The 26727-nt window shown below is 61.3% G+C and carries 17 protein-coding genes; 15 read left to right on the plus strand and 2 right to left on the minus strand.

All coding sequences use genetic code 11. The annotated features are described in order from the left end of the window. Positions 1–328: 328 nt before the first annotated feature. Both PMX21_RS06490 and PMX21_RS06495 read left to right on the plus strand, forming a co-directional pair. Positions 329–1153, plus strand: a complete 825-nt coding sequence (locus tag PMX21_RS06490; RefSeq protein ID WP_271758777.1) for a PfkB family carbohydrate kinase — start codon at positions 329–331, stop codon at positions 1151–1153. After that, entirely contained in the window at positions 1146–1475 is a 330-nt protein-coding gene (locus PMX21_RS06495) for a TIGR04076 family protein (RefSeq protein WP_229077256.1), read from the plus strand. Before PMX21_RS06490 ends, PMX21_RS06495 begins: the two co-directional genes overlap by 8 nt. 132 nt (positions 1476–1607) lie before the next feature. Here the strand turns inward: PMX21_RS06495 and PMX21_RS06500 are convergent, their stop codons facing one another. Both PMX21_RS06500 and PMX21_RS06505 read right to left on the minus strand, forming a co-directional pair. Continuing rightward, positions 1608–2054 carry a low molecular weight protein-tyrosine-phosphatase gene (locus tag PMX21_RS06500; protein WP_196022562.1) on the minus strand — a complete coding sequence of 149 codons (447 nt, stop codon included), beginning with the start codon at positions 2052–2054 and terminating at the stop codon, positions 1608–1610. Positions 2055–2099: 45 nt separating this feature from the next. Next, entirely contained in the window at positions 2100–3350 is a 1251-nt protein-coding gene (locus PMX21_RS06505) for an MFS transporter (RefSeq protein ID WP_271758778.1), read from the minus strand. 152 nt (positions 3351–3502) lie between these two features. On the opposite strand from PMX21_RS06505, the gene PMX21_RS06510 reads away from it, so the two are divergent. From PMX21_RS06510 to PMX21_RS06570, 13 genes are all read left to right on the plus strand, one after another. After that, a complete protein-coding gene (locus PMX21_RS06510) occupies positions 3503–4450 on the plus strand; it encodes an isopentenyl-diphosphate Delta-isomerase (RefSeq protein ID WP_271758779.1) in 948 nt (315 codons plus the stop codon). Between the two features lie 175 nt (positions 4451–4625). Then, positions 4626–5495 carry a hypothetical protein gene (locus PMX21_RS06515; RefSeq protein WP_271758781.1) on the plus strand — a complete coding sequence of 290 codons (870 nt, stop codon included), beginning with the start codon at positions 4626–4628 and terminating at the stop codon, positions 5493–5495. Positions 5496–5608: 113 nt separating this feature from the next. Continuing rightward, on the plus strand, positions 5609–6502 hold the full coding sequence (locus PMX21_RS06520; protein ID WP_271758783.1) for an aldose 1-epimerase family protein: 894 nt from the start codon (positions 5609–5611) through the stop codon (positions 6500–6502). Positions 6503–6765: 263 nt separating this feature from the next. Continuing rightward, positions 6766–7692: a transporter substrate-binding domain-containing protein gene (locus PMX21_RS06525; protein WP_271758785.1), complete on the plus strand. Its 927-nt coding sequence runs from the start codon at positions 6766–6768 to the stop codon at positions 7690–7692. 9 nt (positions 7693–7701) lie between these two features. Next, positions 7702–8850, plus strand: coding sequence for an amino acid ABC transporter permease (locus PMX21_RS06530; RefSeq protein WP_271758787.1), 1149 nt, complete (start codon positions 7702–7704; stop codon positions 8848–8850). Positions 8851–8872: 22 nt separating this feature from the next. Continuing rightward, positions 8873–9658, plus strand: coding sequence for an amino acid ABC transporter ATP-binding protein (locus tag PMX21_RS06535; RefSeq protein ID WP_055286322.1), 786 nt, complete (start codon positions 8873–8875; stop codon positions 9656–9658). A 72-nt stretch (positions 9659–9730) separates the two neighbouring features. Continuing rightward, the gene (locus tag PMX21_RS06540) at positions 9731–11146 is read left to right on the plus strand and encodes a M20/M25/M40 family metallo-hydrolase (RefSeq protein ID WP_271758790.1); all 1416 of its coding nucleotides are present in this window, start codon (positions 9731–9733) and stop codon (positions 11144–11146) included. A 294-nt stretch (positions 11147–11440) separates the two neighbouring features. Further along, complete coding sequence (locus tag PMX21_RS06545) at positions 11441–11872, plus strand: hypothetical protein (protein ID WP_271758792.1); 432 nt, start codon at positions 11441–11443, stop codon at positions 11870–11872. Then, on the plus strand, positions 11869–22188 hold the full coding sequence (locus PMX21_RS06550) for a Spy0128 family protein (RefSeq protein WP_271758794.1): 10320 nt from the start codon (positions 11869–11871) through the stop codon (positions 22186–22188). The genes PMX21_RS06545 and PMX21_RS06550 overlap by 4 nt, the downstream gene beginning before the upstream one ends. Before the next feature lie 748 nt (positions 22189–22936). Then, positions 22937–24004: a peptide chain release factor 1 gene (gene prfA, locus PMX21_RS06555; RefSeq protein ID WP_271758796.1), complete on the plus strand. Its 1068-nt coding sequence runs from the start codon at positions 22937–22939 to the stop codon at positions 24002–24004. A 610-nt stretch (positions 24005–24614) separates the two neighbouring features. Beyond that, positions 24615–25865, plus strand: a complete 1251-nt coding sequence (locus PMX21_RS06560) for a N5-glutamine methyltransferase family protein (RefSeq protein ID WP_271758799.1) — start codon at positions 24615–24617, stop codon at positions 25863–25865. 75 nt (positions 25866–25940) lie between these two features. Then, entirely contained in the window at positions 25941–26336 is a 396-nt protein-coding gene (locus PMX21_RS06565) for a type II toxin-antitoxin system RelE/ParE family toxin (RefSeq protein WP_022094268.1), read from the plus strand. Next, a complete protein-coding gene (locus PMX21_RS06570; protein ID WP_006235701.1) occupies positions 26323–26625 on the plus strand; it encodes a helix-turn-helix domain-containing protein in 303 nt (100 codons plus the stop codon). The genes PMX21_RS06565 and PMX21_RS06570 overlap by 14 nt, the downstream gene beginning before the upstream one ends. The last annotated feature ends 102 nt before the right edge of the window (positions 26626–26727 follow it).

The raw sequence follows: 26727 nt of genomic DNA on the forward strand, positions 1-26727 counted from the left end.
GTCGCAGCCCCGACCCGCGGTCACGAGCGGGGGCTCCTGTCGTTTCCGTGCCCCTGGATTGGGTCATAGTGTCTGACTTCACCAAAACATCGGCGTTGCCTTGATTCAAACTTGCCAAAAGGTAGTCGTTGGGGACGTTCTTGTTTGACTAGTCGTTTAAGAACGTCCCCAACGACTACTTGGGGACGGAGGAAAAGGGATCATTTTCCGAAACCTTTCCGCAACAATTTGCCCTTCGCACTGCTCGACTCCGCTCGCAACGTCCCCTGCGCTACACTTAGTTGCACTGTGGCGCCGTTGCGCCGCGCCCGAACTAAGGGGGACACTCATGAAGAACACTCAACTGCTGCTGATTAACGATATGTGCGGCTACGGCAAGGTCGCGCTTTCCGCCATGCTGCCGGTGCTGTCGCACATGGGCTACCGTATCCATAACCTGCCGACGGCGCTCGTTTCCGACACGCTCAACTACCCCAAGTTCTACATCCATGACACCACGGAGTACGTGCGCCAGAGCCTCGCTATCTGGGAGGAGCTCGGCTTTGAGTTCGATGCCATCTCGACCGGCTTTATTGTGACCGAGGAAGAGACGCGCATCATCTCGGACTTTTGCCACCGCCGTGCGCAAAAGGGCACCAAGGTGTTCGTCGACCCCATCATGGGCGACAACGGTAAGCTCTACGCCGGCGTGCCCGAGTCCACGATTGGCCTTATGCGGCACCTGCTGGAGTGCGCAGACTATGCGGTGCCCAACTATACCGAGGCGTGCCTGCTTGCCGATAGGCCTATCGCCGAGCAAATTACGCCCGATGAGGCCCGCGTCCTTGTGGACGCCGTGCGCGAGCTGGGTGCCAAGTCGGTGGTCATTACGAGCGCCGTAGTCAATGGCATGAACGCGGTTATCGGTTACGACCATGTGGCGGGGGAGTACTTTACGATTCCCTTTGAGCTCATTCCGGTTTATTTCCCGGGCACGGGCGACACGTTCTCGGCGGTGCTCGTCGGCCGCGTTATGGCAGGTTGGAGTTTGCAGCGCGCGACGTCCGATGCCATGCGTGTGGTGGCTGAGCTTATCGAGCGCAATGCCGACCAAGAGGACAAGTCGGCTGGCCTTCCCATCGAGGCCTGCCTGGATGTGGTTGACCATGAGTAATGCTGGCGAGGGCGGCATCAAGCCTGCGGGCGAGAACAAGCCACTCGGCGCGCCGCGTGGCAAGCGTCCGCGTATCCGCGTGAGCTGCGTGGACCAGCTGGGTGCGTGCCGCTGCCACCATGGTCACAAGCCCGGCGACGTTTTTGACTTCGACCGAGACCGCGGCAAGATGTGCGCCATGGCCTGCCATGTGGGCTTTCCCTATATCGATATCCTGCGCTATGGCGGAACCGTGCCTGGCAACGAGCCCGGCACGGCAAAGTTCTGCTGCCCCGAAGTCGATACACTGAACGTCTGGCTCGCCGAGATCGTCGACGAGTAGTCGAGCGTGGATTTTCTCCCGTTTAGAGCGTACTTGAGCGCTCAAAGTGGGAGATTGTCCACGCTCAATTTGTATGCGGGAGATTATCCACGCTCATTTCGCGCCGAAGGCGTGGCCCGCGGCCTCGCTTGCCTACAGCTGCTCGAGCATAGCGGTGCAACCGGCGAGTACATCGCGGTAGGTGGCGTCGAAATTGCCGGTGTACCAGGGGTCGGCCACGTCGCCGGGGCGATCGGTCCAATCGAGCAGGCGCGAGATCTTGCCATCGGGGTCCTTGCCAAAGATACGGTGCAGGCCGCAGGCGTTCTCGTCGTCCATATAGACAATGTGGTCCCAGTCGCCATACTCCGCGCGACGCACCTGACGCGCGCGATGTGCGACGACGGGAATCCCGACCTCGCGTAGTTTGGCAATGGTGCCGTGGTGTGGCGGGTTGCCGATCTCCTCGGTCGAGGTCGCAGCGGAATCAATGACAAACTCGCCCGCGCGCCCGGCGCGCCGCACTAGCTCGGTAAACACGGACTCAGCCATCGTCGAGCGACAGATGTTCCCATGGCAGATAAACAGTACACGTTGCATATGCGGTTTCCTTTCGATCGCCATCATCGAGCTCGAGTATCGCATCTACGCCTGCGCCCTCGCCCGCTTGCGCTCCCAGCGAGCCAACTTAATCGTCACCAGAGTGAGTACCCAAGCCACAAGCGAGGACGCGGCGCCCACTGCGCCTACGTGCGCAATGCCAATGCTGCTTACCACGGCGCCGCCCACTGCGGTGCCAAACGAGATGCCAACGTTAAACGCCATGGGCTCAACCGAACTTGCGAGTACCATCGACTTGGGATGGCGGCTGCGTGCCACGTCCATAAAGTGCGTGATGCACGATACCGAGAACAGGTACATGAGCAACGCCAAGCTAAAGACAAAGACCAGCGCGAGCGGCATGGTGCCGCCCACAGCAAACAGTCCGAGTAACGCCGCAGCCTGCAGCACAAACGTCACGAGCAGCGCCTTCATGCCAAAGCGCGCATCGATCCATCCGCCCAGGATGTTCGAGATCAGGCAGAACACGCCGTAGGCCATAAGCGTGGTACTGGCTTCGACCGTGCCCATGCCCAGCACCTGCTCAAGATAAGGCGTCACGTAGCCATAGAAAACGTAGACCGAGCCCACGCCAAACAAAAAGATAAGCATGCCGGTGATGATGCTCGGCTCGCGCAGCAGACCCGCCTGCTCGCGAAAGGTGGCGGGCTCGTCGGTTTGCCCAGCGCGCGGCATAAACGCCACGAGCGCTCCGCAGATCAAAACGGCAAAGGTCAGCGTGCCGTACATGGCCACGTGCCAGTCGAGCGTGTCGGCCACAAATTTGCCAATCGAGGTCACAAAGACCATTGCCACGGAAAACGCACCATATACCACCGAGATGGCAAGCGAAGTTTGCTGCGGGGACAGCAGCTCGGGGATGTACGTCACGCCCACGGCGAGCAGTGCGCCCGAGACGGAGCCCAAGATGATGCGCGAGATAAAGAGCACCTGGAAGTTGGGCGCCAACGCCATGACCAGGTTGCCGAGCACAAAGACGATGCTATAGCACACGAGCAGCTGGTAGCGGCGGAATCGCCCCGTGCTGAGCGCAAGCACCGGCGTCGCGATGGCGTAGACCAGCGCGAACACGCTGATGAGCTGGCCCGCAGTGGCAAGTGATACGCCGAGTTCCGTCGCCAGGTCGCTTTCGATGCCGATGACCACGAACTCGGAGCAGCCGAGCGAGAACCCCAACAGCACGAGCAGCGCCAGGCAGAGCTTGGTGCGCGCAGGGGAGAGCGCGGCGGCGGTTGACTTACTTTTAGGCGTGGTTGCGGCGGTCAAGGTTGTCACTCCAATGTCGCATGAATAAGCGGGATTCAATCCCTGCAACTCTAGCAGAATGTGACAAAGGAGCAGCGCCTTTGTCAGGTCGGGACCTTGCCTGTATAGTCGCAATACAGGCGAAGATGGTCTCAGGTACATCGCGGGCGACAGGAGATCCCATGGGTATGCACACGACAAAGGTTGCAGTGGGCGAGGGCAAGTTTGCGCTCGAGGCCCAGCTGACGGTGACACCGCGAGGCATGGCGGTGTACGCCTGCTCGCCGGAGTTTGCGCACCTGGGCGCCACGGCGCAGGCCATTCCGCGCCCCGAGCCCGGCCGTACGGCGACGGTGAGCATCCTGGCCGTTCCGTGCCATCGAGACGAGATCCCGGCGCACGATATCGCGGCGGCGCTGGCCACGCGCTTTGACGTGCCGGTAGTTGCAAGCATGGGTTTTCATGTTGAACAGGCGAGCGGGGACGACCTGCAGCGCGTGCTCGACACCACCAAGGAGCTTATCGCCGCGCTCGAGGAAGCCGCCGCGCGCATCCTGCGCGCCGGCTGGGATGAGGGCGGTGCGGGCGCCGAGGTCGTGGCGGTCGATGCCGCGACCGGCGAGACGCTTGGCCCCGTCGATCGCATCGATGCCCATACCGGCGAGGGCATTTTGCATCAGGCGTTTCTGACGCTTTTGGCTGAGGGCCGGGGCGAAGACGCGCGCTTGCTGCTCTGTCGCCGCAGCCCGCTCAAGCGCTTGTGGGGTGGGGTGCTGGCCGATAGCTGTGCCGGCCATCCGCTCCCCGGGGAAGACGTCGCGGCCGCCACGGCGCGCCGCATCAACGAAGAGCTCGGCATTACGCGCGAGCCCGATCAGCTTAAGCACCTCGGACACGTGGTGTACCGCGAGGATCACGGCGACAGCCGCTGCGAGTGCGAATGGTGCGAGGTCTACCTTGCCCATGTTGAGCCGGGCGAGCTGCATATCAACCAAGAGGAGATCTCGGAGGTGCGCCGCGTGGCTCCGTCCGAGCTCGACGGCTATCTGCAGGGTCACCCCGAGCAGCTGGCCCCTTGGCTCCGCGAGGCCCTCAGCGACCCATCCATCCGTACGGCCCTCGCTATGTAAAAAGACAGTCCCTTTGTCACATCCAAACCGTCACAACATTCGATGAAAATCTCGAAATCGAGGAAAAGCGTCGAATGTTGTGACGGTTTTCGTGTCCGGCGCGGGTGAGCTTCGGTGCTGTCTGGGGGTATAAGGCTAGCAAGTGTTTATTTGCGAGGCCTAAGGGGCGCCCCGTATGGATATCGATAACTTTGAATGGTGGTATAGCGAGGGTGAGGCTCCGGACGAGGGGTGGGACGAGCCTACGCCGCGTGGCGTGTCGAGCGACGAGGACGAGACCGGCAACGACGTCGCCGCCGACTCGGACGCCGCCCTCGATCCCGTCGAGCCCCTGACCTTCGAACAAGCTTGGGCCCAGGCCGAGGCAGACGAGGCCAAGGCCGACGCTACGGCCACACTCGGTGAGCCGGCGGACATGTCCATCTCGCCGGCCAAGACCCCTCAGCCGCGCCATACCATCGATCCCGGAAGCACGGCATCCTTCAGTATTCTCGACGTGCCCTCGCAGGGTGCCCAGGCGCCTGCGCCCACACGTCGCCCCAATCTGTCTCGCGAGGAAGATGCAGGACGTCGCTCTCCGCTCGGCCCCATCCTTATCGCCTTCATGGCCGGCGTTATCGCATGCTCGGTAATTGGAAACATCTGGAGCCATGTTGAACAACAGCGAAAAGACGCCGCCAAGGTCGAGATGTCTATCGAGCAATCGCTCGGCCGCACGCGCTCGGTACATGTGTCGGTCGAGGTCAAGGACGGCGCGACGTGGGACACCGCGCGCGGCGACAGCCAAATGCTCATCCATATCGTGGGGCGCACGCTCAAAGGGCAGACGATTGACGAGTATCAATACGTCAATTCCGCTGGTGACGGCATGGAACTTAAGCCCGGCGACTACGAGCTCACCGTCGATGAACCGCCCGTCGCCACCGACGGCACGCGCTTCCGCGCCTCAAAGCGCATGGTTCCCGTGAGCTTTAACTCGCAGGCGCCCGATACGGTCGACACCACACCGCAGGGCGAGTTCGACCTTTACGTAGATACCCAGTAGGCGCTCGCCGCTCATTCCGCTATGGCTACTCAATAATCGCCTGCCGTCCCGTCCCGCCGCCAAGAGTGGGACAATAGCCTTCGACACTATTGTTTACTTTTGGAGGAAGTAGCATGTCTACCGTCACTACCATCAAGCGCGGCGGCCTCACCGCGGCCATCGATTCCATGGGCGCCCAGCTCACGAGCCTTGCCCTCAACGGCAACGAGTATCTGTGGCAGGGCGACCCCGCCTTTTGGGGCAAGCACGCGCCCATCCTGTTCCCCATTGTGGGTTCGCTGCGCAACAACACGGCAACGTCTGCGGCCGGCACCTGCGAGATGCCGCGCCACGGACTCGCGCGCATCGTCGAGCACGAGCTGGTCGAGGTTTCGGAGGACGGCTCCTCGGTAACTTACGAGATCACCGATACGCCCGAGTCGCTCAAGGCGTTCCCGTTCCACTTTAAGCTCAACATGACCTATGCCCTGACCGGCGACGCCACCCTCACGCAGACCTTTGCCGTCACCAATACCGGCGACGTGGACCTGCCGTTCTCGGTGGGCGGCCACCCCGCATTTAACGTGCCCGCCCCCGGTGCCGAGGACGAGGCGTTCGAGGATTACGAGCTGGCGTTTACCGAGGCTTGGACTAACGAGGCTCCTATCATCACGCCCGACGGTCTTATGACGTTCGAGGGCAGCTACAAGGCTCCCAATAACTCGGACGTGCTGCCCATCACGCACCGCAGCTTCGATAACGATGCCATCATGTTCACCGATACTCCGGGCTCCACGCTCACGCTGCGCGGCCGCAAGTCGGGCCACGGCGTCAAGATCGACTTTGAGGGCTTTAAGTACATTGGCGTGTGGTCTGCCGCCAACGACGCTCCGTTTGTGGCGCTCGAGCCTTGGACCGGTCATACCACCATGGACACCGAGGACGATGTCTTTGAGCACAAGGTCAACACCATCACCCTGGCCCCGGGCGAGACGGACAAGCGCAGTTTTAGCGTTACCTTGCTCTAGAGGTTCCGCCGCTCGGTCGATGCTGCGCGTCGTCCAGAGCGACAAGTTGTCATTCAAAAGGCAAGGCATAGACCTTCTGGTCATGCCTTGCCTTTTTCATGCCACTTGTTTGCTCTGGACGTCGCTCGCCGGCATTGCCAAAACATCGGCGTCCCCAATGACTACCGCGTGTCTATTAATTTTTCGAGCTTGTGCTGCGCTGCTGGTTGCTGGCGTATATCCTGTTAAGTCGTCAGCATACGATTCAACAGGGAAGGCAGATTATGCATTCTCCCCAACAGCGCGGCATGCAGGCCCAGCCGATATGCAGCCGTCGCATCTTTTTGGGTAGCGCTCTCGCTGCGAGCGCTTTCGTCGTCGCCGGCGCGCTCGCCGGCTGTCAGCGCCCGTCCACGCTTAAGGTGGTTCAGCCCACGACGGGCGGCGGTCGCGACGACCTGTCCGATTCCGTGATCGGCAAGGATAAGATCCGCATCGGCATGGAGGCGGCCTACGCCCCGTACAACTGGCAGGTTTCCGAAGCCAGTGAGTACACCATCCCCATCGACAACGTGCAGGGCGCCTATGCCGATGGCTACGACGTGCAGATCGCCAAGATCGTCTGCAAGGCCCTCGGTGGCGAGCCCGTTGCCGTCAAGCAGAGCTTCTCGGGCCTTATCGATTCGCTCAACAACGGCCAGATCGACCTCATCATTGCCGGCATGAGCGCCACGCCCGAGCGCGAGGAGTCGGTCGGCTTTTCCGACCCGTACTTCATTGGCTACTTTGGCCTGTTCGTAAAAGAGGGTTCCCCCTACCAAAACGCCACCAAGCTCAGCGACTTTAGCGGTGCCACGGTACTCGGCCAAAAGGACACCATGCTCGACACCGTCATCGACGAGATTCCGGGCGTTGTGCACAAGAACCCGGTCGACTCCGTCCCCACGGTGTTCTCGAACCTGCTGCAGGGCACGTGCGACGCCGTGACCTACAACACCGAGAACGAGAAGGGCTATATGGCCCAAAATCCGGGCATTGTCCCTATTCATTTTGCCGAGGGCGAGGGCTTTAAGCAGGAGGTCGCGGCAAATGTCGGTTGCCGCAAGGGCTCGGACAAACTGCTTAAGCTCATCGATAAGACGCTCAAGGGCATTAGCCAAGAGGAGCGCGACCAAATGTGGGACGCGTGCCTCGACCGTCAGCCGGCATAGGGAGGCAGCATGAAAACCATCAATCGCCTGGCCTCCTTTATCAAGGCCGACCACCGTTACGTGTACCTGGGCACGAGCGTCATCGCGGCACTCGGCCTGGCGTTTAGCCAGCGCAACCCCACGCCGTTGAGCTTCTTGGCGCCTACGGGCGTCTTCCAGGATTGCCTCTGGGCAATCCTTTGGGCCTGGCTCGTCGCGTCGGCGGCAGCGCTCGTCACCAAGCTCATGCACTGGAACGACTATCGCGAGAAATCTCCGTTTGCTTCCGACCGCTTCCGTCACGGCGCGCGCCTGGGCAGCTATGTCGTCGTTGCCATTGCGGCGATCTTCTTTATCGACCGCTGCGTCATGTCGTTTATCGACCTGGTGCAGGTGAGCATTGTCTCGGATTCCAACCCCAGCGACTTTTTGTCGAGCCTGGTCTACATGACCTACAAGAGCGGCGACTTCTTTATTCGCGGTATCGAGATCACCATCGCGCTTGCCACCTTCGGCACCGTCATCGCATTCTTCCTGGCGCTGCTCTTCGTGTTCCTGCGCATTCAGACCTTCGATCGCGTGGACAACGACCTGGTGCGCTTCTTTAAGAGTGTCGGCCGCGGCTTTGCGACCGTCTACTCCACCATCGTGCGCGGCACGCCCATGATGGTCCAGGGTCTGCTCATCTATTACGCGGGCTTCACCGTTTTGCGCGGCATGGGCTTCGAGACCGCTCAGGCCAACCAGATTTGGAGCACCTTCACCGCCGGCCTCGTCACCATCTCGCTCAACTCCACCGCCTACATGATGGAGGTCCTGCGCGGCGGCATCGAATCCATCGATCCCGGCCAGGCCGAGGCAGCACGCTCGCTGGGCTTGTCGCAATGGCAGGCCATGCGTAAGGTCGTGTTCCCGCAGGGCATTAAAAACGCGATCCCCGCACTCACCAACGAACTCATCATCAACATCAAGGACTCGTCAGTGCTTTCGGTCATCGGCGTGTTCGACCTCATGTACGCCACCACCACCGTCGCCGGCGTGTACTACCGCCAGATGGAGGTCTACTGCGTGGCGCTCGTGGTCTACCTGATCCTGACGCTCGTGGCGAGCCGCCTGCTCGAAGCCTTTGGCAAAAAACTTGGTGCCGAGGCTCCGGCCACGTTGCCCAGCTCCAACTAGGCTCAAGACGAGGAGAATCATCATGGCAGATACCGCCACTACCGGCGTTGCGGCCGCCGCACAGACCAATGAGCCGCTCATCCGCGTCGAGGGCCTGCGCAAAAGCTTCGGCTCGCTCGAGGTGCTCAAGGGCATCGACCTGTCCGTTAAATCAGGCGAGGTCGTCACCATTATCGGCGCCTCGGGCTCGGGCAAGTCGACCTTCCTGCGCTGCCTCAACCTGCTCGAGACCCCGGACGCGGGCCACATCTGGTTCCACGGCCAGGATCTCACGGCCGAGCGCTGCAACATTAACAAACTGCGTGAGGACATCGGTATGGTGTTCCAGGGCTTTAACCTGTTCAACAACATGGATGTGCTCGACAACTGCACGCTTGCGCCCGTCACGCTCAAAAAGATGAGCAAGGCCGAGGCTGAAAAAATTGCGATGGAGCATCTGACGAGCGTGGGACTCGAAAAGTTCGCGCACGCCGCCGTGGGCCGCCTGTCCGGTGGTCAAAAACAGCGCGTGGCCATCGCTCGTGCCCTGTGCATGAATCCGCAGATTATGCTGTTCGACGAGCCGACCTCCGCGCTCGACCCCGAGATCGTGGGAGAGGTGCTCGAGGTCATGCGCAAGCTCGCTGCCGACGGCATGACCATGGTCGTCGTCACGCACGAGATGGCCTTTGCCCGCACCGTGTCCGATCGCGTGGTCTTTATGGACAAGGGCGTGGTCCTCGAGGACGCCGCGCCGGCCGAGCTCTTCGGCAACCCCAAGCACCAGCGCACCCGCGAGTTTCTCTCGCGTTATCTCGAGGACAAATAACCAACCGCAAATGTTTGCGTGGCAGGGCCGCTCCGGTGGGGCGGCCCTCGTCATCACAATCGAAAGGATGTCATGGCCGAGGTTTGGCGCTTCTTTGCGCATGAGGACGATTTTGCCGATTTGGACGAAACTGGCGCGTGCGAGCGCTTGGGCCGCGTGCTGTCATTTCCGACCATCTCGAGTATGGATGCCGAGGCGGTGGACTGGCAGCCGTTCGACGACCTGCGCGCCTATATGCAGCAGGCGTGGCCGCGCGTGTTCGCGGCGGGCGAGGTCGACCTTATCGACCATTCGCTATTGGTGACGCTTAGCGGTTCCGACCCTGACCTCAAGCCCATTATGCTCATGGGCCACATGGACGTGGTTCCCGTGGTGCCGGGTACCGAGGCCGACTGGACGCACGACCCCTTTAGCGGGCACGTGGACGACACCTACATCTGGGGCCGTGGAGCGATCGACATGAAGGACCAGGTCGCAGGCATTCTCGAGGCTGTCGAGTATGCGCTGGCGCACGGTTGGCAGCACGAGCGGACGCTGCTCCTGGCCTTTGGCCAGGACGAGGAGACGACGCAGTGCGGCGCAGGCGCCATCGGCCGCGCGCTCGAGGAGCGCGGTGTTGAGCTCGAGTTCCTGATCGACGAGGGCGACTACCGCATCGTTTCGGATGCCGAGTACAGCGCGGGCGAGGGTTGGCTCATGCACGCCGACCTCGCGGAGAAGGGCTATGCCGACATTGTGCTCAAGACAAAGAGCGCGGGTGGACATTCTTCCAACCCCTACGGCGGCACGTCGCTCGAGGTGCTTAGCCGTGCCATCACCGCAATCTGCGATATCGAGTGGCCGACGCGCGTCACGGACCTGCTTGCCGCACAGCTCGTCGAGCTGGGGCTTTACACGGCCGATGAAATTGCCGCCAACGGGGGCGCCATTGTCCGCGATTGCCTCGCCAGCAAGAAGCTCTATCCGCTCGTGACCACCACCTGCGCGCCCACGCAGGTCGAGGGTGGCAGCACCGGCGCCAACGTAATGCCGCAGGATATGTGGGCCAATATCAATTTCCGTATGCTCGAGGGCACGAGCGTGGCCGATGTCGTGGCCCGCTGCCGCGTCGCCGTTGCCGAGGCGGGGCTCGCCGACCGTGTCGAGGTCGAGCTCGGCCCCGGCAGCTCCGAACCCTCGCCGTCTCCGCGCATCGGCGGACCGGGACTCGAGGCGGTTCGCTCCATCGCCGCCCGCTATTTCCGTGATCCAAAGGGGACGGAGGAAAACGGATCATCCGAGCCGTTGGCGATTGTCCCCTCGACCGTGATCGGCGCGACCGACGCTGCCAACTACCAGCGCATTTGCTCCGAGTGCATTCGCTTCTCGGCCTTTGTGGTCGACGATGACGAGTGCGATCGCGGCGTCCACGGCACCAACGAGCGCATCACCCGTCGCGCCTACCTCCAAGGCACCCGCTTCCTCATCGCCCTGCTCCGCACGCTCTAGAATGTGACAAAGGGACTGAGCCGATTTCATCGGTAATGAGACAAAAACTGTAATAGAAAAAGGCTAAGATATCTTAAGAGACATATGCTGGGGTTGGTATTCCTTGAACGACCGCGGGCATGTGCCAGACCGCCTCGGCCCCCGGGGAGCGCCCGGGCAGGTCGCCGTGTGACTGGGGAGGAAATTATGCAGGAGCTCAGAGAGATGACGTCTCGACTCGTGAATATTGCTACCGGGGGGTGTCTAAGCAGGGAACTTCCTGGTGAACACCGGCCGCGCGAGCGGTGGTCCGTCATGTCTTGTGGCCGTCGTCGCGGGCTGCGCTCGGTCTCGCCATATGCGATTGTTCTGGCCCTCGCCATCGCGCTGACGGCGAGTTTCTTCCTGCCGCTTCGTGCCGAGGCGGCAATTTCGGACCACACGGTTCCGACGATTTCGCCTTCGGGGACAACAATCAACCTGTTTGATTACTGGGTGAATCCCGATGATCACCTGTCGGTTTCCGGCAACGGCGGCATCAACGCAAACCACCGGTTCCAGTTTAACGACGGCCAGGGTGGTGAGTCGCTCAACCGTTGGACGGGCGGCGAGAACCCGCAGTCCGGCATCGTCCACAACACGCTTTTCGACGGCTACCCGCGGCTTTCCGATACCTGGGGCGGCAAGTCCCTCCGCTATCTGTTCGATTCCTCTGCCAGACCGGCAAGACGTCCCATTTTGGCGTGACGGGCCTCCTCCAGGCTCAGGGCGGCTACTACGTCTATGACAGCACCCACAACTACGCAGCCTACAACGCTAACAAGAATGCCTTCGACATCTATGACACCGGGGGCGTTGGCAATTCGTCCCACCAGGGTCAGTTCTTCCCGTTCGACGCGGCAGACAAGGTGTTCAATGAGGAAAACGACCGGCTCGTCCAAAATGGCATCACGGCAGACAACACCGCGAGCTACAACGGTGGCAAGCCCGTCAACCATCACTTCGGTCTCTCAATGTCCACGCGATTCGTGCAGCCCGACGGCGGCAAGACGAACAAAGATGAGGACATGACCTTCGAGTTCGCCGGCGATGATGATGTCTGGGTGTTCATCGACGATGTCCTCGTGGGTGATATCGGCGGTATTCACGACCGCGCGAGTCTGAACATAAACTTTAAAACGGGCGACATTAAGGTGAACGGCAAGAGCGACGGCACGCTGCTGAGCAAGTACCAGGAGGCGGGCAAGGACGGCGACACGAGGTGGTACGGCAGCACCTTCGCCGACGGCACCAACCACACCCTCAAGTTCTTCTACCTGGAGCGCGGCGCCCTCTACTCCAACATGGAGCTCAAGTTCAACCTCGTGACGGTGCCCGAGTCCGACATCATAAAGTTCGACCAGGACGGCAAGTTCGTACAGGGTGCCGAGTTCCAGCTCTATAAGACCGATAAGGACTTCAAAACCGAGGGCGCGCTTCTCGGCTCCGGCACCACGGACGAGGCCGGCTGCCTAACGCTCACGAACGACGATGGCAGCGGCGTCATCAACTTCGACGATCTCTACAACAAGGATCACAGCAATAAGTACTACCTCCTGAAGGAGACGAGCGTGCCCAAGGGATACCGCTCGAATCTCACGACGACGGATGGCAGCATGCGCCTCGAGTACGAGCCCACGAGCGACAAGAACGGCGCGGGCGGCGTCATCATCAACCGCGGCGGTATGGACGCGGGCAGCGCCGTGTGGCGGACGGGTGCGTTAGCCGGCGCGAAGGAGACCATCACCGCGCCGTCGATCGTGTACAAGGCGAATGATGACCTGACGAAGTCCAACGACGCTGTCAGCCTGGACTCCGGCATACTGTTCGCTGTGGTGCTCAAGCGCGATAAAAGCGCAAGCATCAAAGATCCGAGCAGTTGGTACGCCGTGTCGGGCGACCCATCGACGGGAGCGGGATACACCCTCGCCAAGGAGCCGGGCACGGCCGGCGCTATCGAGGCGGCGAAGAAGGACCTGCACGCCTTCACGCTCAACACGAGCGGCCAGTACCAGGTAGAGATTCAAAATCTGCCCGGTGACATCTCCAAGTACTACTACTTGCTGAGCGGTGAGGCCCGCAAGGATGCCGAGTACACGGTGGCCATCTACCACACAACGGCGAGATCGATCGGCGACGCGACGCCTAAGAACACCGTCCACGTGTACAGCGACGACATCGCAGGCGGCACGAACTTCAAGCGGCAGTTCGCCACGCGCCTGCTCGTCACGAACATCCAGAATCGCCTGTTCGTGCAGAAAACCGATACCGAGGGCAACCCCGTAGACGGCGCAACGTTCGGCTTGTACAAGGCGACAACGGACGCGAACGGCAAGGTTGTGCCCAAGGACGATCAGGGCCCCTATGACACCCTGACGACGGGGTCGGTCGACAACCCGGTCCGGCTCGAAGGGGCGGGCATATTCCCGTGTACGAGCGACGGCAACAAGCCGCTCAAGAATGGCACCTACTTCCTAAAGGAGGTCTCGGCGCCCAAGGGCTTCCTGCTTAACGACACGCTCACCAAGGTGATTGTGGACGATGACGGCGTCCATGCCGATGCTGGTACGGACGATGACGGCGTTTCGACGTTCGTGGGCCCGGGCACGCTCATGAAGAGTCTGGGCCAGTTTGGCGCAGAGGGCGACATCGACAACACGCTCACGTGGATCAAGGGTACGCGGCAGACCTCGAATGGCGAGACCAATGTTAAAGGCAACCTGACGTGGACCGATGTCGAACCCGTGGGTGCAGACGACACAGTGCACCTCAAGTACGGCGCTAACGGACGCATGTACCAGTATGGGCCCACCGAGGAGGGCAAACCCTACCGCCTGGAGACCGAGACGGGCTGGATACGTATGGGTATCACCCAGGACGAGCAGCCCAAGGGAATCACGGCGAAGGGCGCCCGCGCCGACTTGGGCGCCATGAACCTGAACGCCCTGTTCACGGGCACCACCTGCGTGCGCGTGGCGAACGAACGCGAGGCGAGCCTCGAGGTGACGAAGAAGGTCGTGGTGCCCGATGGCCTGACGGGCAATAAGGACGCGGGATTTACCTTTAAGTTCACCGTGCCAAAGGGGAAGACGTACAAGGCTGCGGTGTTCGAGAAGGCGGGTACCGTCGATGAGAAGCAGGTCGGCAACGTGTTCGACCTGACAAATGGCTATTCGCAAACCATCAAGGCCGACGAGACGATTCGCGTGTACGGACTTGGCGAGGGCGACGAGTACACGGTGCAGGAGCTGACCGGCGCAGACGAGATGCCCGCGGGCTATAAGCTGACCGGCCGCAAGCAGGGTGACAAGAATCTGATCGGCGTAGGCGATGGTATCATCACCGGTAAGATCGCGAAGCAAAATACCGACGGCACGCTGGCCGAAGACAACAAGCTGGTGTTCACCAACAGCTACAGCGTGAAGTCTTCGGTGACGCTCACCGGCATTCGGGCGCAGAAGGTGCTTCAAGGCCGCAAGTGGACTAAGGCCGACAGCTTCGACATCTATCTGCGCGCTGCCAAGGGCACGCCCATGCCCGGGGGCTACAAGGGCGTATCCGGCGTGCCCGGATACGTCCAGGTGGTCAAGACCGTCAACAATGGTGATGAGTTCGACTTCGGCCAGATTACGTACAAGAAGCCCGGCACGTACACCTATACGGTGGCCGAGCGGACGCCCGACGAGCATGACTCGTCCTGGCTGCCCGGCTTCGGCTACTCGAGCGCCGGGTACACGGTGACGGTGCAGGTGGACGACACGGGCAGGGGTACGCTGTCCGAGCCGGTTGTCACTATGGCTCGCAACGGCGACGATGATGGCGCCCACCACGACCCGGCCGTGCCAGTCGATAACAAGGTCGCGGTGTTCACCAACAAGTTCAGCACCGACACCAAGACAATCTCATTTAACGCGCAGAAGTCGTATACCGACGAGTCGGGCGACAACCCGCTTGCCGCGGGCAAGTTCACCTTCGAGCTGAAGGCGCTGGGCGGCCTGGCCAACAGCGCGGTGGGGGCTGCCCCCATCAAGTTCAATGACCTGAGCTACACGGTCAGTGCGAACGACGCGCCGATGCCCGCCGACGGCGTGACGACCGCGGAGAACGATGGCGGCGGCATTGCGGCTTTCCCGCAGATCACGTTCACCGCTGCCGACCAGAACACCACCTACGTGTACCAGGTGACGGAGCAAGCTGGTTCCGATGCTTCGACAACGGGCGGCATGACGTACGACACCACCGTGTACTACGCGATGGTGCAAAACACGCTCGACGACAAGGGCCAATTGTCCTCCACGGCCACGTATTGGAAGGCCGACGGCACGCAGCTGACGGACACGGGTGGATATATCCCGTTCAAGAACACCTACACGGTGGCCCAGACGATGTTGGCACCGGTTACTGTGCAGAAGACGCTGGCTGGGCGTGCGTGGGAGCAGGATGACAAGTTCGATTTCACGCTGACGCCAGCGGATGACGCCACGATGAAAGCGGTTAAAAACAAGGTCGTTACTCAGAAGAAGGCTGCCGACTCCGATGAGACTGGCGATTTGACGACTAAGGTCGAGATCGCAGGTCCCGGCGACGCGATGCGCACCACCCCGTTCGGCACGGGCGACCTTGTGTTTACCAGGCCGGGCGTGTATACGTTCAAAGTGAACGAGACGAGGCCGACCGACGCGGACAAGACCGGCATCAGCTATGACGACCATACGTCCACAGTGACGTACACAGTGACCGATATCGAGAACGGCACGCATACCGGTAAGCTGACCGCGTCGGTTGCGTACGACAACAAGCAGGCGACGACGGATGCCGACCGGCAGGTGACGGGTGCTGCCGCGTTTACCAACACCTATGCGGCCTCCGGTACCTACGCGGGCATCGATGTGACCAAGACTCTGGTTGGTACCCCGCTGGAGAATGGCAGGTTCCCGTTCACCATCGAGGCGATGACGTATAACGGCACGAAGGCCCCGGAGCCGGTTGATTCCGATAAGTCGTTCACGAACACCGTGGGCAAGGATGACGGTGACGATACGCAGACCGCCACGATGTCCGGTAAGCTGAAGATGAACTTCACGCAGCTGAGCTACAACAAGATGTACGTGTACAAGGTGTCTGAGGTACATGACGCCAACGCTGCTGGATACACGTATGACACCGAGTACCCCGGTGATGCCTTCGTGCTCATCGCGGTGAAGCCGAATCCGGACAACAAAGGCCAGCTCTACACCAAGACGACCATCGTGAAGGGCCCGGACGTGACGGCGCTCGTTGGCGTGGGCGACAACGTTGATGCGCTGACGGCCGAGGCGATTAAGGGCCTTAATACCACGACCAACTACGTGCAGACGGTCTCGAGTCGCGGTGCGAAGCCCGCTACGCCTATCGTCCCGTTCAAGAACGAGTACAAGGTCGAGACGGTTGAGTACGGTGCGAAGGCCGGTCTACAGATTGAGAAGAAATTCACCGGCACCGGTGATGCGAGCAGAGCATTCAGCTTTACGGTGACGCCCGAGGACTATCAGGCCGAGGGTCAGGATGGCACGAAGTTCATCCTGACCTCCGCCGACGCCGCGGCGAAGAAGCTCGACATCACGGGCGGGGCGGAGACCTTCAAGATTCCCGAGATGAAGCTCGGGGACACCAAGACCGTGAGCTTGCTGCCGAAGGGCTTGCAGTTCACACACGACGACGTGAGCAATGAATGCCGCGCCAACGTCTACCAATACAGGGTGGAAGAGAACGTGCCGAAGCCCGTCCCCGCCGGCTACACCTACGACAAGACGGTCTATACCGTCAAGATCGCAGTGTCCGACAACGGCGACGGCACACTGAAAGTCGAGACGACGGTTCTGAACAGTGATGGCAAGAGGGTCGATTACCGTAAGTTTGCCCCCGGCGCCTCGCTCGAGGACAACACGGCGACTATTCCGTTCGAGAACAGCTACAAGACGGTCGCCAGCGACGAGCTGACCCCGCAGGTAACGAAGAAGATTTCCGGCACCGAGAGCACGGACAAGAAGTTCTCGTTCACGCTGACTGCCACGTCGGAGACGAAGGATAAGATTGCCGCCGGCGATCTGAAGGCTGACGGCCTGAAGGGCGACACATCCTCGGAGTCCAAGACCACGGAGGGGAAGATCACCAGCAAGGACGGTCAGCCCCTCAGCTTCTCCGGCATGCAATTCAACAAGGCAGGCGACTACACGTTTACGCTCACCGAGGCCCACGGGGAAGATGACGATCCTAATACGACTGGTGTGCAGAACGCCGGTTGGACGATGGACGATTCCACCTACACCGTCACGGTGAAGGTTGAGGACAAGAATGCCAAGCTGACTGTCACAGGCGTGGCGGTGGAAAAGGACGGCGATGACAAGAGCGAGACGCTTGAGGTCAAGAACGGCAAGGTGAACCTCGTCACCTTTACCAACAGCTATGCCGCGAAGGGTTCCGTGACCCTGGCGGCGAAGAAACGCTTTACGGGCGGTGCGCTCGCGGGGAACGACTTCTCGTTCGCTCTGTACAAGGGTGACAAGACGGAAGGCACGCCCATTGAGACCGGCACAAACGACAAAAACGGCAACATTACCTTCCAGCCCATCAACTACACCGAGTCCGGTGACTACGAGTACACCATCAAGGAAGTTACCGGTAACGACCAGACCATCGTCTACGACGGTCAGAAAGTGAAGGTCAAGGTCAGCGTCACCGATAACAAGAACGGCACGCTGGACGCAACCGCTACCTACGACGGCGATGAGGCTGTGCCGACCTTCACCAACGCGAAGCCGACGGCCGATGCAACCATCGAGGCAAAGAAGACCCTCACGGGCAAGGACCTGACGGAAGGCGCGTTCAACTTCGGCCTGTACCAAGGCGACGCGTCCACGGGTAATCCCGTCCAGCTCGCCCAGAACGACAAGGATGGCAAGATCAATTTTGCTCTCACCGGTCTGACCATCGGCGAGTACGACTACATACTCAAGGAGGAGAACGTCGGTGCCGATCCGACTATCACCTACGACACCAAGGCGGTGAAGGTTCACGTCTCGGTGAAGGCGGAGGGTGGCAAGGCGAAGGCGACCGTCACTTACGACGGCAAGAACGATGCCCCGACCTTCGAGAACACGTATCAGCCCGCCGAGACCTCGGTGGCGCTCGCGGCGAAGAAGACCTATGTGAAGTCCGACAGCACGCCGGCTGCGCTCAAGGGCGGCGAGTTCACCTTCAACCTGTACAAGGGCGATTTGACGGCTGAGCAGCTGAAGGGCAAGCAACCCATCCGGACCGCTGAGAACGGCGAGGACGGCACCGTTACCTTCCCGGCCATCGACTACACCAAGGCCGGCGAGCACAAATACACCGTCGCGGAGCAGAAGGGCGACCTGTCCCACGTGACCTACGACGCTACGGTGCACCATGCCGTGGTGACGGTCGTGGACAACGCCGGCAAGCTGGAGGCGAGCGTCACCTACGACGACGGCAAGACGGATGCCCCCACCTTCAAGAACACCTATACCGCAAAGGGCTCCGCGGAGCTGACGGCGACCAAGGTCGTTGCGGTCGCGCCGGGCTTCACGCACGACACCAAGCTGAAGGGCGGCGAGTACACCTTCGACCTGAAGGATGCCGCCGGCAACGTGCTCGACACTGCGACGAACAAGGCCGATGGCACGGTGAAGTTCACGCGCGACTTCGAGCTCTCCGACCTGGACGGCGCCGCGAGCAAGGACTTTACCTACACCATCGCGGAGAAGCCGGGCACGGAGCCGGGCATGCTCTACGACACCCATGCGCTCATCTACAAGGTGACGGTCGCGGACGATGGCACCGGCACGCTGAGGGCCACACCGCAGGTAACGAGTGGAGACAACTCGCAGACCTTCATGAACACGTACCACCCGAAGGAGACCTCGGTAACGCTCAAGGCGACGAAGCGCTTCACGGGCGGCGACCTCGCAGGGGGCGACTTCACGTTCCAGCTGCTCGACAAGGACGGCAGCGTGGTCCAGACCGTCCAGAATGACAAGGGCGGCAAGGTCACCTTCCAGGCAATCGGCTACGACACGCCGGGCGATCACGACTACACCATCAAGGAGGAGAAAGCCGGCCAGACCGTTGACGGCGTGGTCTACGACGCCAAGGAAGTCAAGGTCCACGTCAAGGTCACCGATGAGAAGGGCGAGCTAAAGGCGGTCGCCACCTACGGCGGCGATAAGGCCGTGCCGACCTTCACCAACGCGAAGCCGACGACGGACGTTACCGTCGAGGCCATGAAAGTTCTCGCGGGCAAGGACCTGACGTCCGACGCGTTTACCTTCGGCCTGTACGACCAGGCTGGCAACGAGGTTGCCCGCGGCACCAACGACCAGGGCGGCAAGGTCAAGCTGACCGTCAAGGGCCTGAACCTGGGCGAGTACGACTACACGCTCAAGGAGGAGAAAGCGGGCCAAACCGTCGACGGCGTGGTCTACGACGCCAAGGTAGTCAAGGTCCACGTCAAGGTAGAGCAGAACCAGGACGACAACAATAAGACGAAGGTGACCGTCACCTATGACGGTGCCGCTACGGCTCCCGCCTTCAACAACACCTACGACGCAAAGGGTTCCGTAACCCTGACGGCGACCAAGACCATCAAGGTTGCGGACGGCTTCGACCACACGACGAAGCCCGCGGACGGCGAGTTCACCTTCGACCTGAAGGACGCTGCCGGCAACGTGCTCGACACCGCGAAGAACGATGCAAACGGCAAGGTCAGCTTCACGCGCGAGTTCCAGCTCTCCGACTTGGACGGCGCCGCGAGCAAGGACTTCACCTACACCATCGTGGAGCAGCCGGGCGCGGAGCCGGGCATGGTCTATGACAGCCATCCCCTCACCTATACGGTGACGGTCACGGACGGCGGGAACGGAGCACTGAATGCGAAGGCGATCGTGACGAGCGCATCCGGCTCGGATACCTTCACCAACACCTACCAGCCGGCCGCGACCGGCCTGGCCCTCGGTGCGCAGAAGAGCTATGTGAAGAAGGACGACAACACGCCGATCGTCCCCAAGTGCGGCGAGTTCACCTTCGATGTGTACGAGGGCAACCTGACGGCTGAGCAGCTTGCCGGGGCCAAGCCCGTCCGGACCGCGACCAACGGCGCGGACGGAAGTGTTAACTTCGACGCCTTCTCCTACGCGAAGCCGGGCACGCACGAGTACACCATCGTGGAGCGGAAGGGTGATCTGGCCTACGTGACCTACGACGCCGCGGTGCACCATGCCGTGGTGACGGTTGCGGACAATGCCGGCACGCTGCAGGCGAGCGTCGCCTACGACGGCACGAATGTCACGAAGCCCAGCTTCACCAACACCTATGAGGCACAGGCGACGGACTCCGGCGCGATCGCCCTCACCAAGAGCGTTGACGTGCACGACGGCAGCTATCAGCTAAAGGCGGGAGACTTCGCCTTCGAGCTGGTGGGGTCTGACGGCTCGGTGATCCAGACCCAGAAGAACGATGCGCACGGCAAGGTTGCCTTCGACAAGCTGACCTTCGACCATGCGGGCACCTTTACCTACACGGTCCGCGAGGTGCAGCCGACGGGGGACGCGCCGGGCGTGCCGGGCGTGACCTACACCGGCAAGACGTACACCCTGACCTACGTGGTGAAGGACAACAACGACGGCAAGCTGGTGGTAGAGAACTCCACGGTGAAGCCGAGCGAGGGCACCGAGAACGGCGTCACCCCCAACACCATGACGTTTGCGAACAGCTACCAGCCGGGCGCGACCTCCTACCAGATCTCCGGCACCAAGGTGCTTGAGAATACCGATTCGGCCACCATGCGGACGCCCGCCGATGGCGAGTTCACGTTCGCGCTGATTGACGTGGCCACCGGGCAGGAGATCGACCGGACCACGAACGTGGGTAACGCGTTTACCTTCAAGGCCATCTCGTACACCGCGACTGGTTCGCATGCGTACCAGGTGAAGGAGGTTGCGGGCCAAGATGGCACCATCACTTACAGCGATGCGGTGTTGGATGTGACGGTGAGTGCGACCGACGACGGCAGCGGCCAGCTGACCGCGACGGCGAACAAGACGGCCGCGGATCTGACCTTCACCAACACCTACACGCCGACGGCAACGACGGCGACGATTACCGGAACGAAGGCCCTGACCGGCCGCGACCTGGCCGAGGGTGAGTTCTCCTTCGACCTGAAGGACGCCGCCGGCAACGTGGTCCAGACGGTGCAGAACGGCGTCGACGGCACGTTCGGCTTCGCGCCGCTGCAGCTGGACAAGGTGGGGACGTACGTCTACACCGTGTCCGAGCGGGCAGGGGCGACGGCGAGCGGCGTCACCTACGACACGACGGTCTTTACCGCGACGGTGACGGTGACGGAGAATGCGGAGACGCACGCGCTGGAGGCGCAGGTTGCCTACAGCAAGGGCGGCAAGGCTGCGGATGCGGTGGCGTTCAGCAACAGTTACGCGCCGGCCGCGACTGAGGTGAAGCTGGGGGCCTCCAAGGTGCTGAGCGGCGAGGACCTGAAGGAAGGGCAGTTCTCCTTCCAGCTGAAGGATGCCGACGGCAAGGTGCTGCAGACCGCAAAGAACGCGGCGGACGGCACGGTGGGCTTCGAGGCGATCTCGTACGACAAGCCCGGAACGTACGCCTACAGCATCTCCGAGGTGGACGACGGTCAGAAGAACGTGACGTACGACGCGGCCGAGCACCGGGTAACGGTGACGGTGACGGACGACGGTGCGGGCCATCTGGTGGCGACGGTAACCTATGACGGCGCCGTGGCACCGGTGTTCAAGAACACGTACACGCCGCCGACCACCCCGCCGACGGAGCCGCCCACCAATCCGCCGAGCAAGTCACCGGTGCCGAAGGAGGAGAAGCCGGGTCTGCCGTATACGGGCGATACCAGCTTGTCGCCGATGGCCCTGGGTGGCATCGCGGGCGGCGCGGTGGTGCTGATCGCCGCAGGCGTTATCCTGCGGCGCCGGAACCGGTAGCTACGGCGGCCGAGAAGGGCTTTGATTGAGGGCGGGTGGTCGCAGGGCGCGGCCGCTCGCCCTTTTTGGTGAAAGGCTATGTTAACCCGCCGTTTGCACGTCCGGCTCCAGATGGAACTCGTACTCCGGCTCCATCATCTTCTTCCGGATCTTTTCGTAGCGCCCGTCGTCGAGCTGCTCGCGCATGAGCGACGTCCTGTCCCCGACGCGTGCGGCCTCGCGCAGCCATCTGAACCACATCAGGCAGCTGTGGAGCCTGCGGGTCGATACGCCCTTGAACCTCTCGAGGAAGTGGCCGAGCGAACCCTGCGCTTCAGCATCCTCTGGACCGTGTCCCGCTCGTACCCGGTGAGCCTGCCGTGGGTCCTCGGGACCGCCCTCGCGGCGCCCTTCCCGCCCTTTCCGGACATGGCGTCCTCCGATCTCCCGGGGCCGGCCGATCCGGCCCTCAGGGTATCGGATTCCCAAATTTATCCGTATATGTGCGGATGAATGCGGGAGGCGTTCGGATGAAGTTGTATTCAAGGAAAGAGACTGACCCTTTGTCGCATTCCGTGCGGGTTATATGCAGGTATGCCTGCGCACGCTATCATGTATGAGTTAGACCGCAACTATGTACCTCATACGCGAAGGGATGCGCATGTATCTGAAGATCGACATGTTCTAGCTGGGCTTACCCCCGCAGTGGCGCCGCGCGCCCCATCAACTCTGCCGATTTTCGCCTTCACGCACATAAAGGAGTCCCGCCATGCGCGACAAGCTCGAAAAGATCATTAAGGCCTACGAGGAGCTCGAGAAGAAGCTTTCCGACCCGGCCGTCGCCTCCGACATCAAGGAGTTCACGCGTCTCAACAAGGAGTACGCACACCAGTCCGACCTCATCGCTGCCTCGCGCGAGTACATCGGCGCGCTCGATGACATCGAGGCCGCCAAGGAGATGCTCCGCGACACCAGCGATGCGGACGAGAAGGAGATGCTCCAGATGGACATCTCCGAAAATGAGGCCAAGCTCCCCCAGCTCGAGGAAGACATCAAGTACATGCTCATCCCGAGCGACCCCAACGACGACAAGAACACCATCGTCGAGATCCGCTCCGCCGCCGGTGGCGACGAGGCGGCCATCTTCGCCGGCGACCTGTACAAGATGTACCAGCGCTTCTGCGAGTCGCGCGGCTGGAAGACCACCGTGCTCGACTCCAGCCCCAGCGAGGCCGGCGGCTTTAAGTCCATTGAGTTCAAGGTCGAGGGCGACCGCGTTTACTCCGTTATGAAGTACGAGTCCGGCGTGCACCGCGTTCAGCGCGTCCCCAAGACCGAGTCCCAGGGCCGCATTCAGACCTCCACGGCTACCGTCGCCGTACTTCCCGAGGCCGAGGAAATTGACGTCCAGATCAACCAGTCCGACCTGCGCATCGACACCTACTGCGCCTCCGGCCCTGGCGGTCAGTGCGTTAACACTACCTACTCCGCCGTGCGCATCACCCACTTGCCCACCAACACCGTGGTGCAGTCGCAGGAGCAGCGCTCCCAGATTCAGAACCGCGAGGTCTGCATGCAGATGCTGCGTGCTCGTCTGTACGAGATGGAGCTCGAGAAGCAGCAGGCAGAGCTTGGTGCCGAGCGCCAGAGCCAGATCGGCCACGGCAACCGTTCCGAGAAGATCCGTACCTACAACCAACCCCAGGACCGCGTGACCGATCACCGCATCGGTTTCAACTCCACCTACAACGGCGTCCTTCTGGGCGATCAGCTCGGCACCGTCATCGAGGCGCTCGCCGCCGCCGAGCGAGCCGAGAAGCTGGCACAGGCTGTGTAGTAGGTTCCGCCGTTCTACCGAACGGCGGACCGGCCGACGCTGCGCGGGCCGCATTTGGACAATCTGACGTTCAACTTCAAGGGCGCGACTAGAAGGTCAGCGCCCTTTCGTTTCACGTCACCTTGTCTCAAATGCGGCCCGCTCGCTGTCCGTCCTCTACCTGCGGCGTTGCCTTGCTCCGGATGCGGGGTAGTCATTGGGGACGTTCTTAAATGACTAGGTTGGGCACATTGCTTTGAGATGTTATTCAATCGGCTTTGATGGCCATGAAGCCGGCTACCTGCTCAAAGAAATTAGCGGCATTTATCTGCTATCGACAATAATGCTCGAAAAAGCGTCCGAGAAGTCGCGGGACGGTTTTTGAGGGGTCGTTCGTCAAGCAATGTGGCAAGTTCTTGGTTAGATATTGGTCAGTTTTGGGTCAACCTTGCCAAAAGCTTGACGAATGCAGATTTAGACGTCGGCGAATGAACACTTTGAGCGAGCTCGGTGCAAAATTCTGGGCTGATTCTCGATAATCGCCTTCAATTGTCCCTTGCCAAGCGCTGGCCTCGCGTACAATCTGCTCCGACATTCGCGCGCCGCCCGGCGCTTAAGAGGGGAGGGCCCCATGGCAAACGAGATTTGGACCATCAAGCGTTGTCTCGAGTGGACCAAGGAGTACCTGGCCGAGCGCGGCGAGGAGCACCCCCGTCTTTCTGCCGAGTGGCTGCTGTGCGCCGCCACGGGCCTGGCGCGCATTGACCTATATATGCGTATGGACGAGACGCTTAACGCGGCCCAGCTCGAGACCATGCATGCGGCCGTTGTCCGCCGTGCTAAGGGCGAGCCGCTGCAATACATCACCGGCAGCACGCAGTTTCGCATGATCGACGTCGCGTGCGCCCCCGGTGTGCTCATTCCGCGCCCCGAGACCGAGATGCTCGTCGAGGAAGTCCTCAATTATCTGGATGCCGAGGTGCTGAGCCCCGAGGCTGCTGCCCGTCAGCGTGTTGAGCTGCCTTGGAACGATGAGGTCGAAGAGGCCCGCAAAGCCGAGGCGGCGCTGGCCGACGAACGCGCGACTGCCGAGCGCCGTGCCGCTAACCTGACGGCTGCCGATGAGGCGGCGTTAGGCGGCGACGTACTGGGCAGCCGTGCCTATGCCGAGGAACTGGCCGACCGCGAGGCCGAGGAAGCCGCCGCGCAGGCAGCAGAAGCCGAAGCCGCGGAAGCCGCCGAGTCCGAGCTCGACGAATACGGCATCGTCATCGAGGGTGCCGGCCAGGAGACGGCTTCAGCTCAGGATGCCGCTTCGCCTGCCCCAGCCGAGCCCCGCATCGCCCGCGTTCTCGAGGTCGGCTGCGGCACGGGCTGCATTTCGCTCTCCCTTGCCTGGGAGCGCCGCGGCCACGTTACCTGCACCGCCACCGATATCGAGCCGCGCGCTATCGATTTGGCCACCAAAAACCGCGATGCGCTTGGCCTCACGTCCGACGAGGTCGCCTTTAGCCTCACGAACCTGGTGAGTTCCATTCCCCGCGAAGAGTGGGGCACGTTCGACGTGCTTGTCTCCAATCCGCCCTACATTCCGACCGACGTCATGCGCTCACTGCCGCACGAGGTCAAGGACTTCGAGCCCGACCTGGCGCTTGAGGGCGGCGCCGACGGCCTCGATATCTTCCGCCGCCTGCTCAACGCGGCACCCTACATGCTGCGCGCCGGCGGCCTGTTTGCCTGCGAGCTCTACGAGGGTGCCCTCGACGCCGCCGTCGAGATCTGCCGCCAGGCGGGTCTCTCGGACGTGCGTATCGTTCACGACCTCACCGATCGCCCCCGCATCGTCCGAGCCATCGTCACCGAGCCCAAACAGCGTATTTAAGCTGAATAAATAGACATTTGCGCAAGTTTGTCCTTGCAATATACCGTAAAACTTCTACTATAGAAGGAGAAAGGTATGTCAAATCAGCTGCATCGGTACCGTATCGTGCTTGATTACATTGAACCTTGGCTTGATGAGCAGGATGAAGCTACGCTGAAGCAGATTTATGCAGACCTTTTGGTGCTCGAGAAGGAAGGTCCCAGCCTTGGTCGTCCGCTGGTTGACCGCGTAAAGGGCTCGAAGCTTCATCATTTAAAGGAGCTGAGAGTGACGTCGTGTGGTGGGCAGGTGATTCGCATCCTCTTCGCCTTTGACCCCAAGCGCCAGGCGGTATTGCTATTGGCGGGTGATAAGTCGCGAGCGGGATCGTCAAGGGCAAAATGGAACGGTTGGTATGCGATCAACATTCCAAGGGCCGAGCAAATATACCGTCGCCACGTAAGGAGGCTCGATCGAGATGGAACTGCATGAGTATATGGAATCTCGCGGGATAACACGCGACTCCATTACCGCCGAGCAGGAGAGGACTCGCGATCGTATCGAAGCCTATAAGCTTGCTCAGATTCGCAGGTTAAAAGATCTAACACAGGCGTCGGTCGCCCAGTCGATGGGCGTTTCTCAAAAACGTGTATCCGAGCTCGAGCGTGGGGAGTTGGGTTCGATGAGGCTCGACACGCTGAGCAGGTACGCAGAGAGCCTCGGCGGAAAACTGGTTGCAAGCATCGAGTTTCCCGATCGTACCGTTACGCTTGCGCGCTAAAAATCTTCAATTAACCCCCTCACTTTCACCGACTACTAGAGCCGCTCACCAAACCAACATGCGCTCTGGGCAAATAGGCTGAATGTTTCGTGCGAGAATGCC

This window comes from Collinsella aerofaciens (assembly GCF_028209885.1).
Taxonomy (GTDB): domain Bacteria; phylum Actinomycetota; class Coriobacteriia; order Coriobacteriales; family Coriobacteriaceae; genus Collinsella; species Collinsella aerofaciens_BA.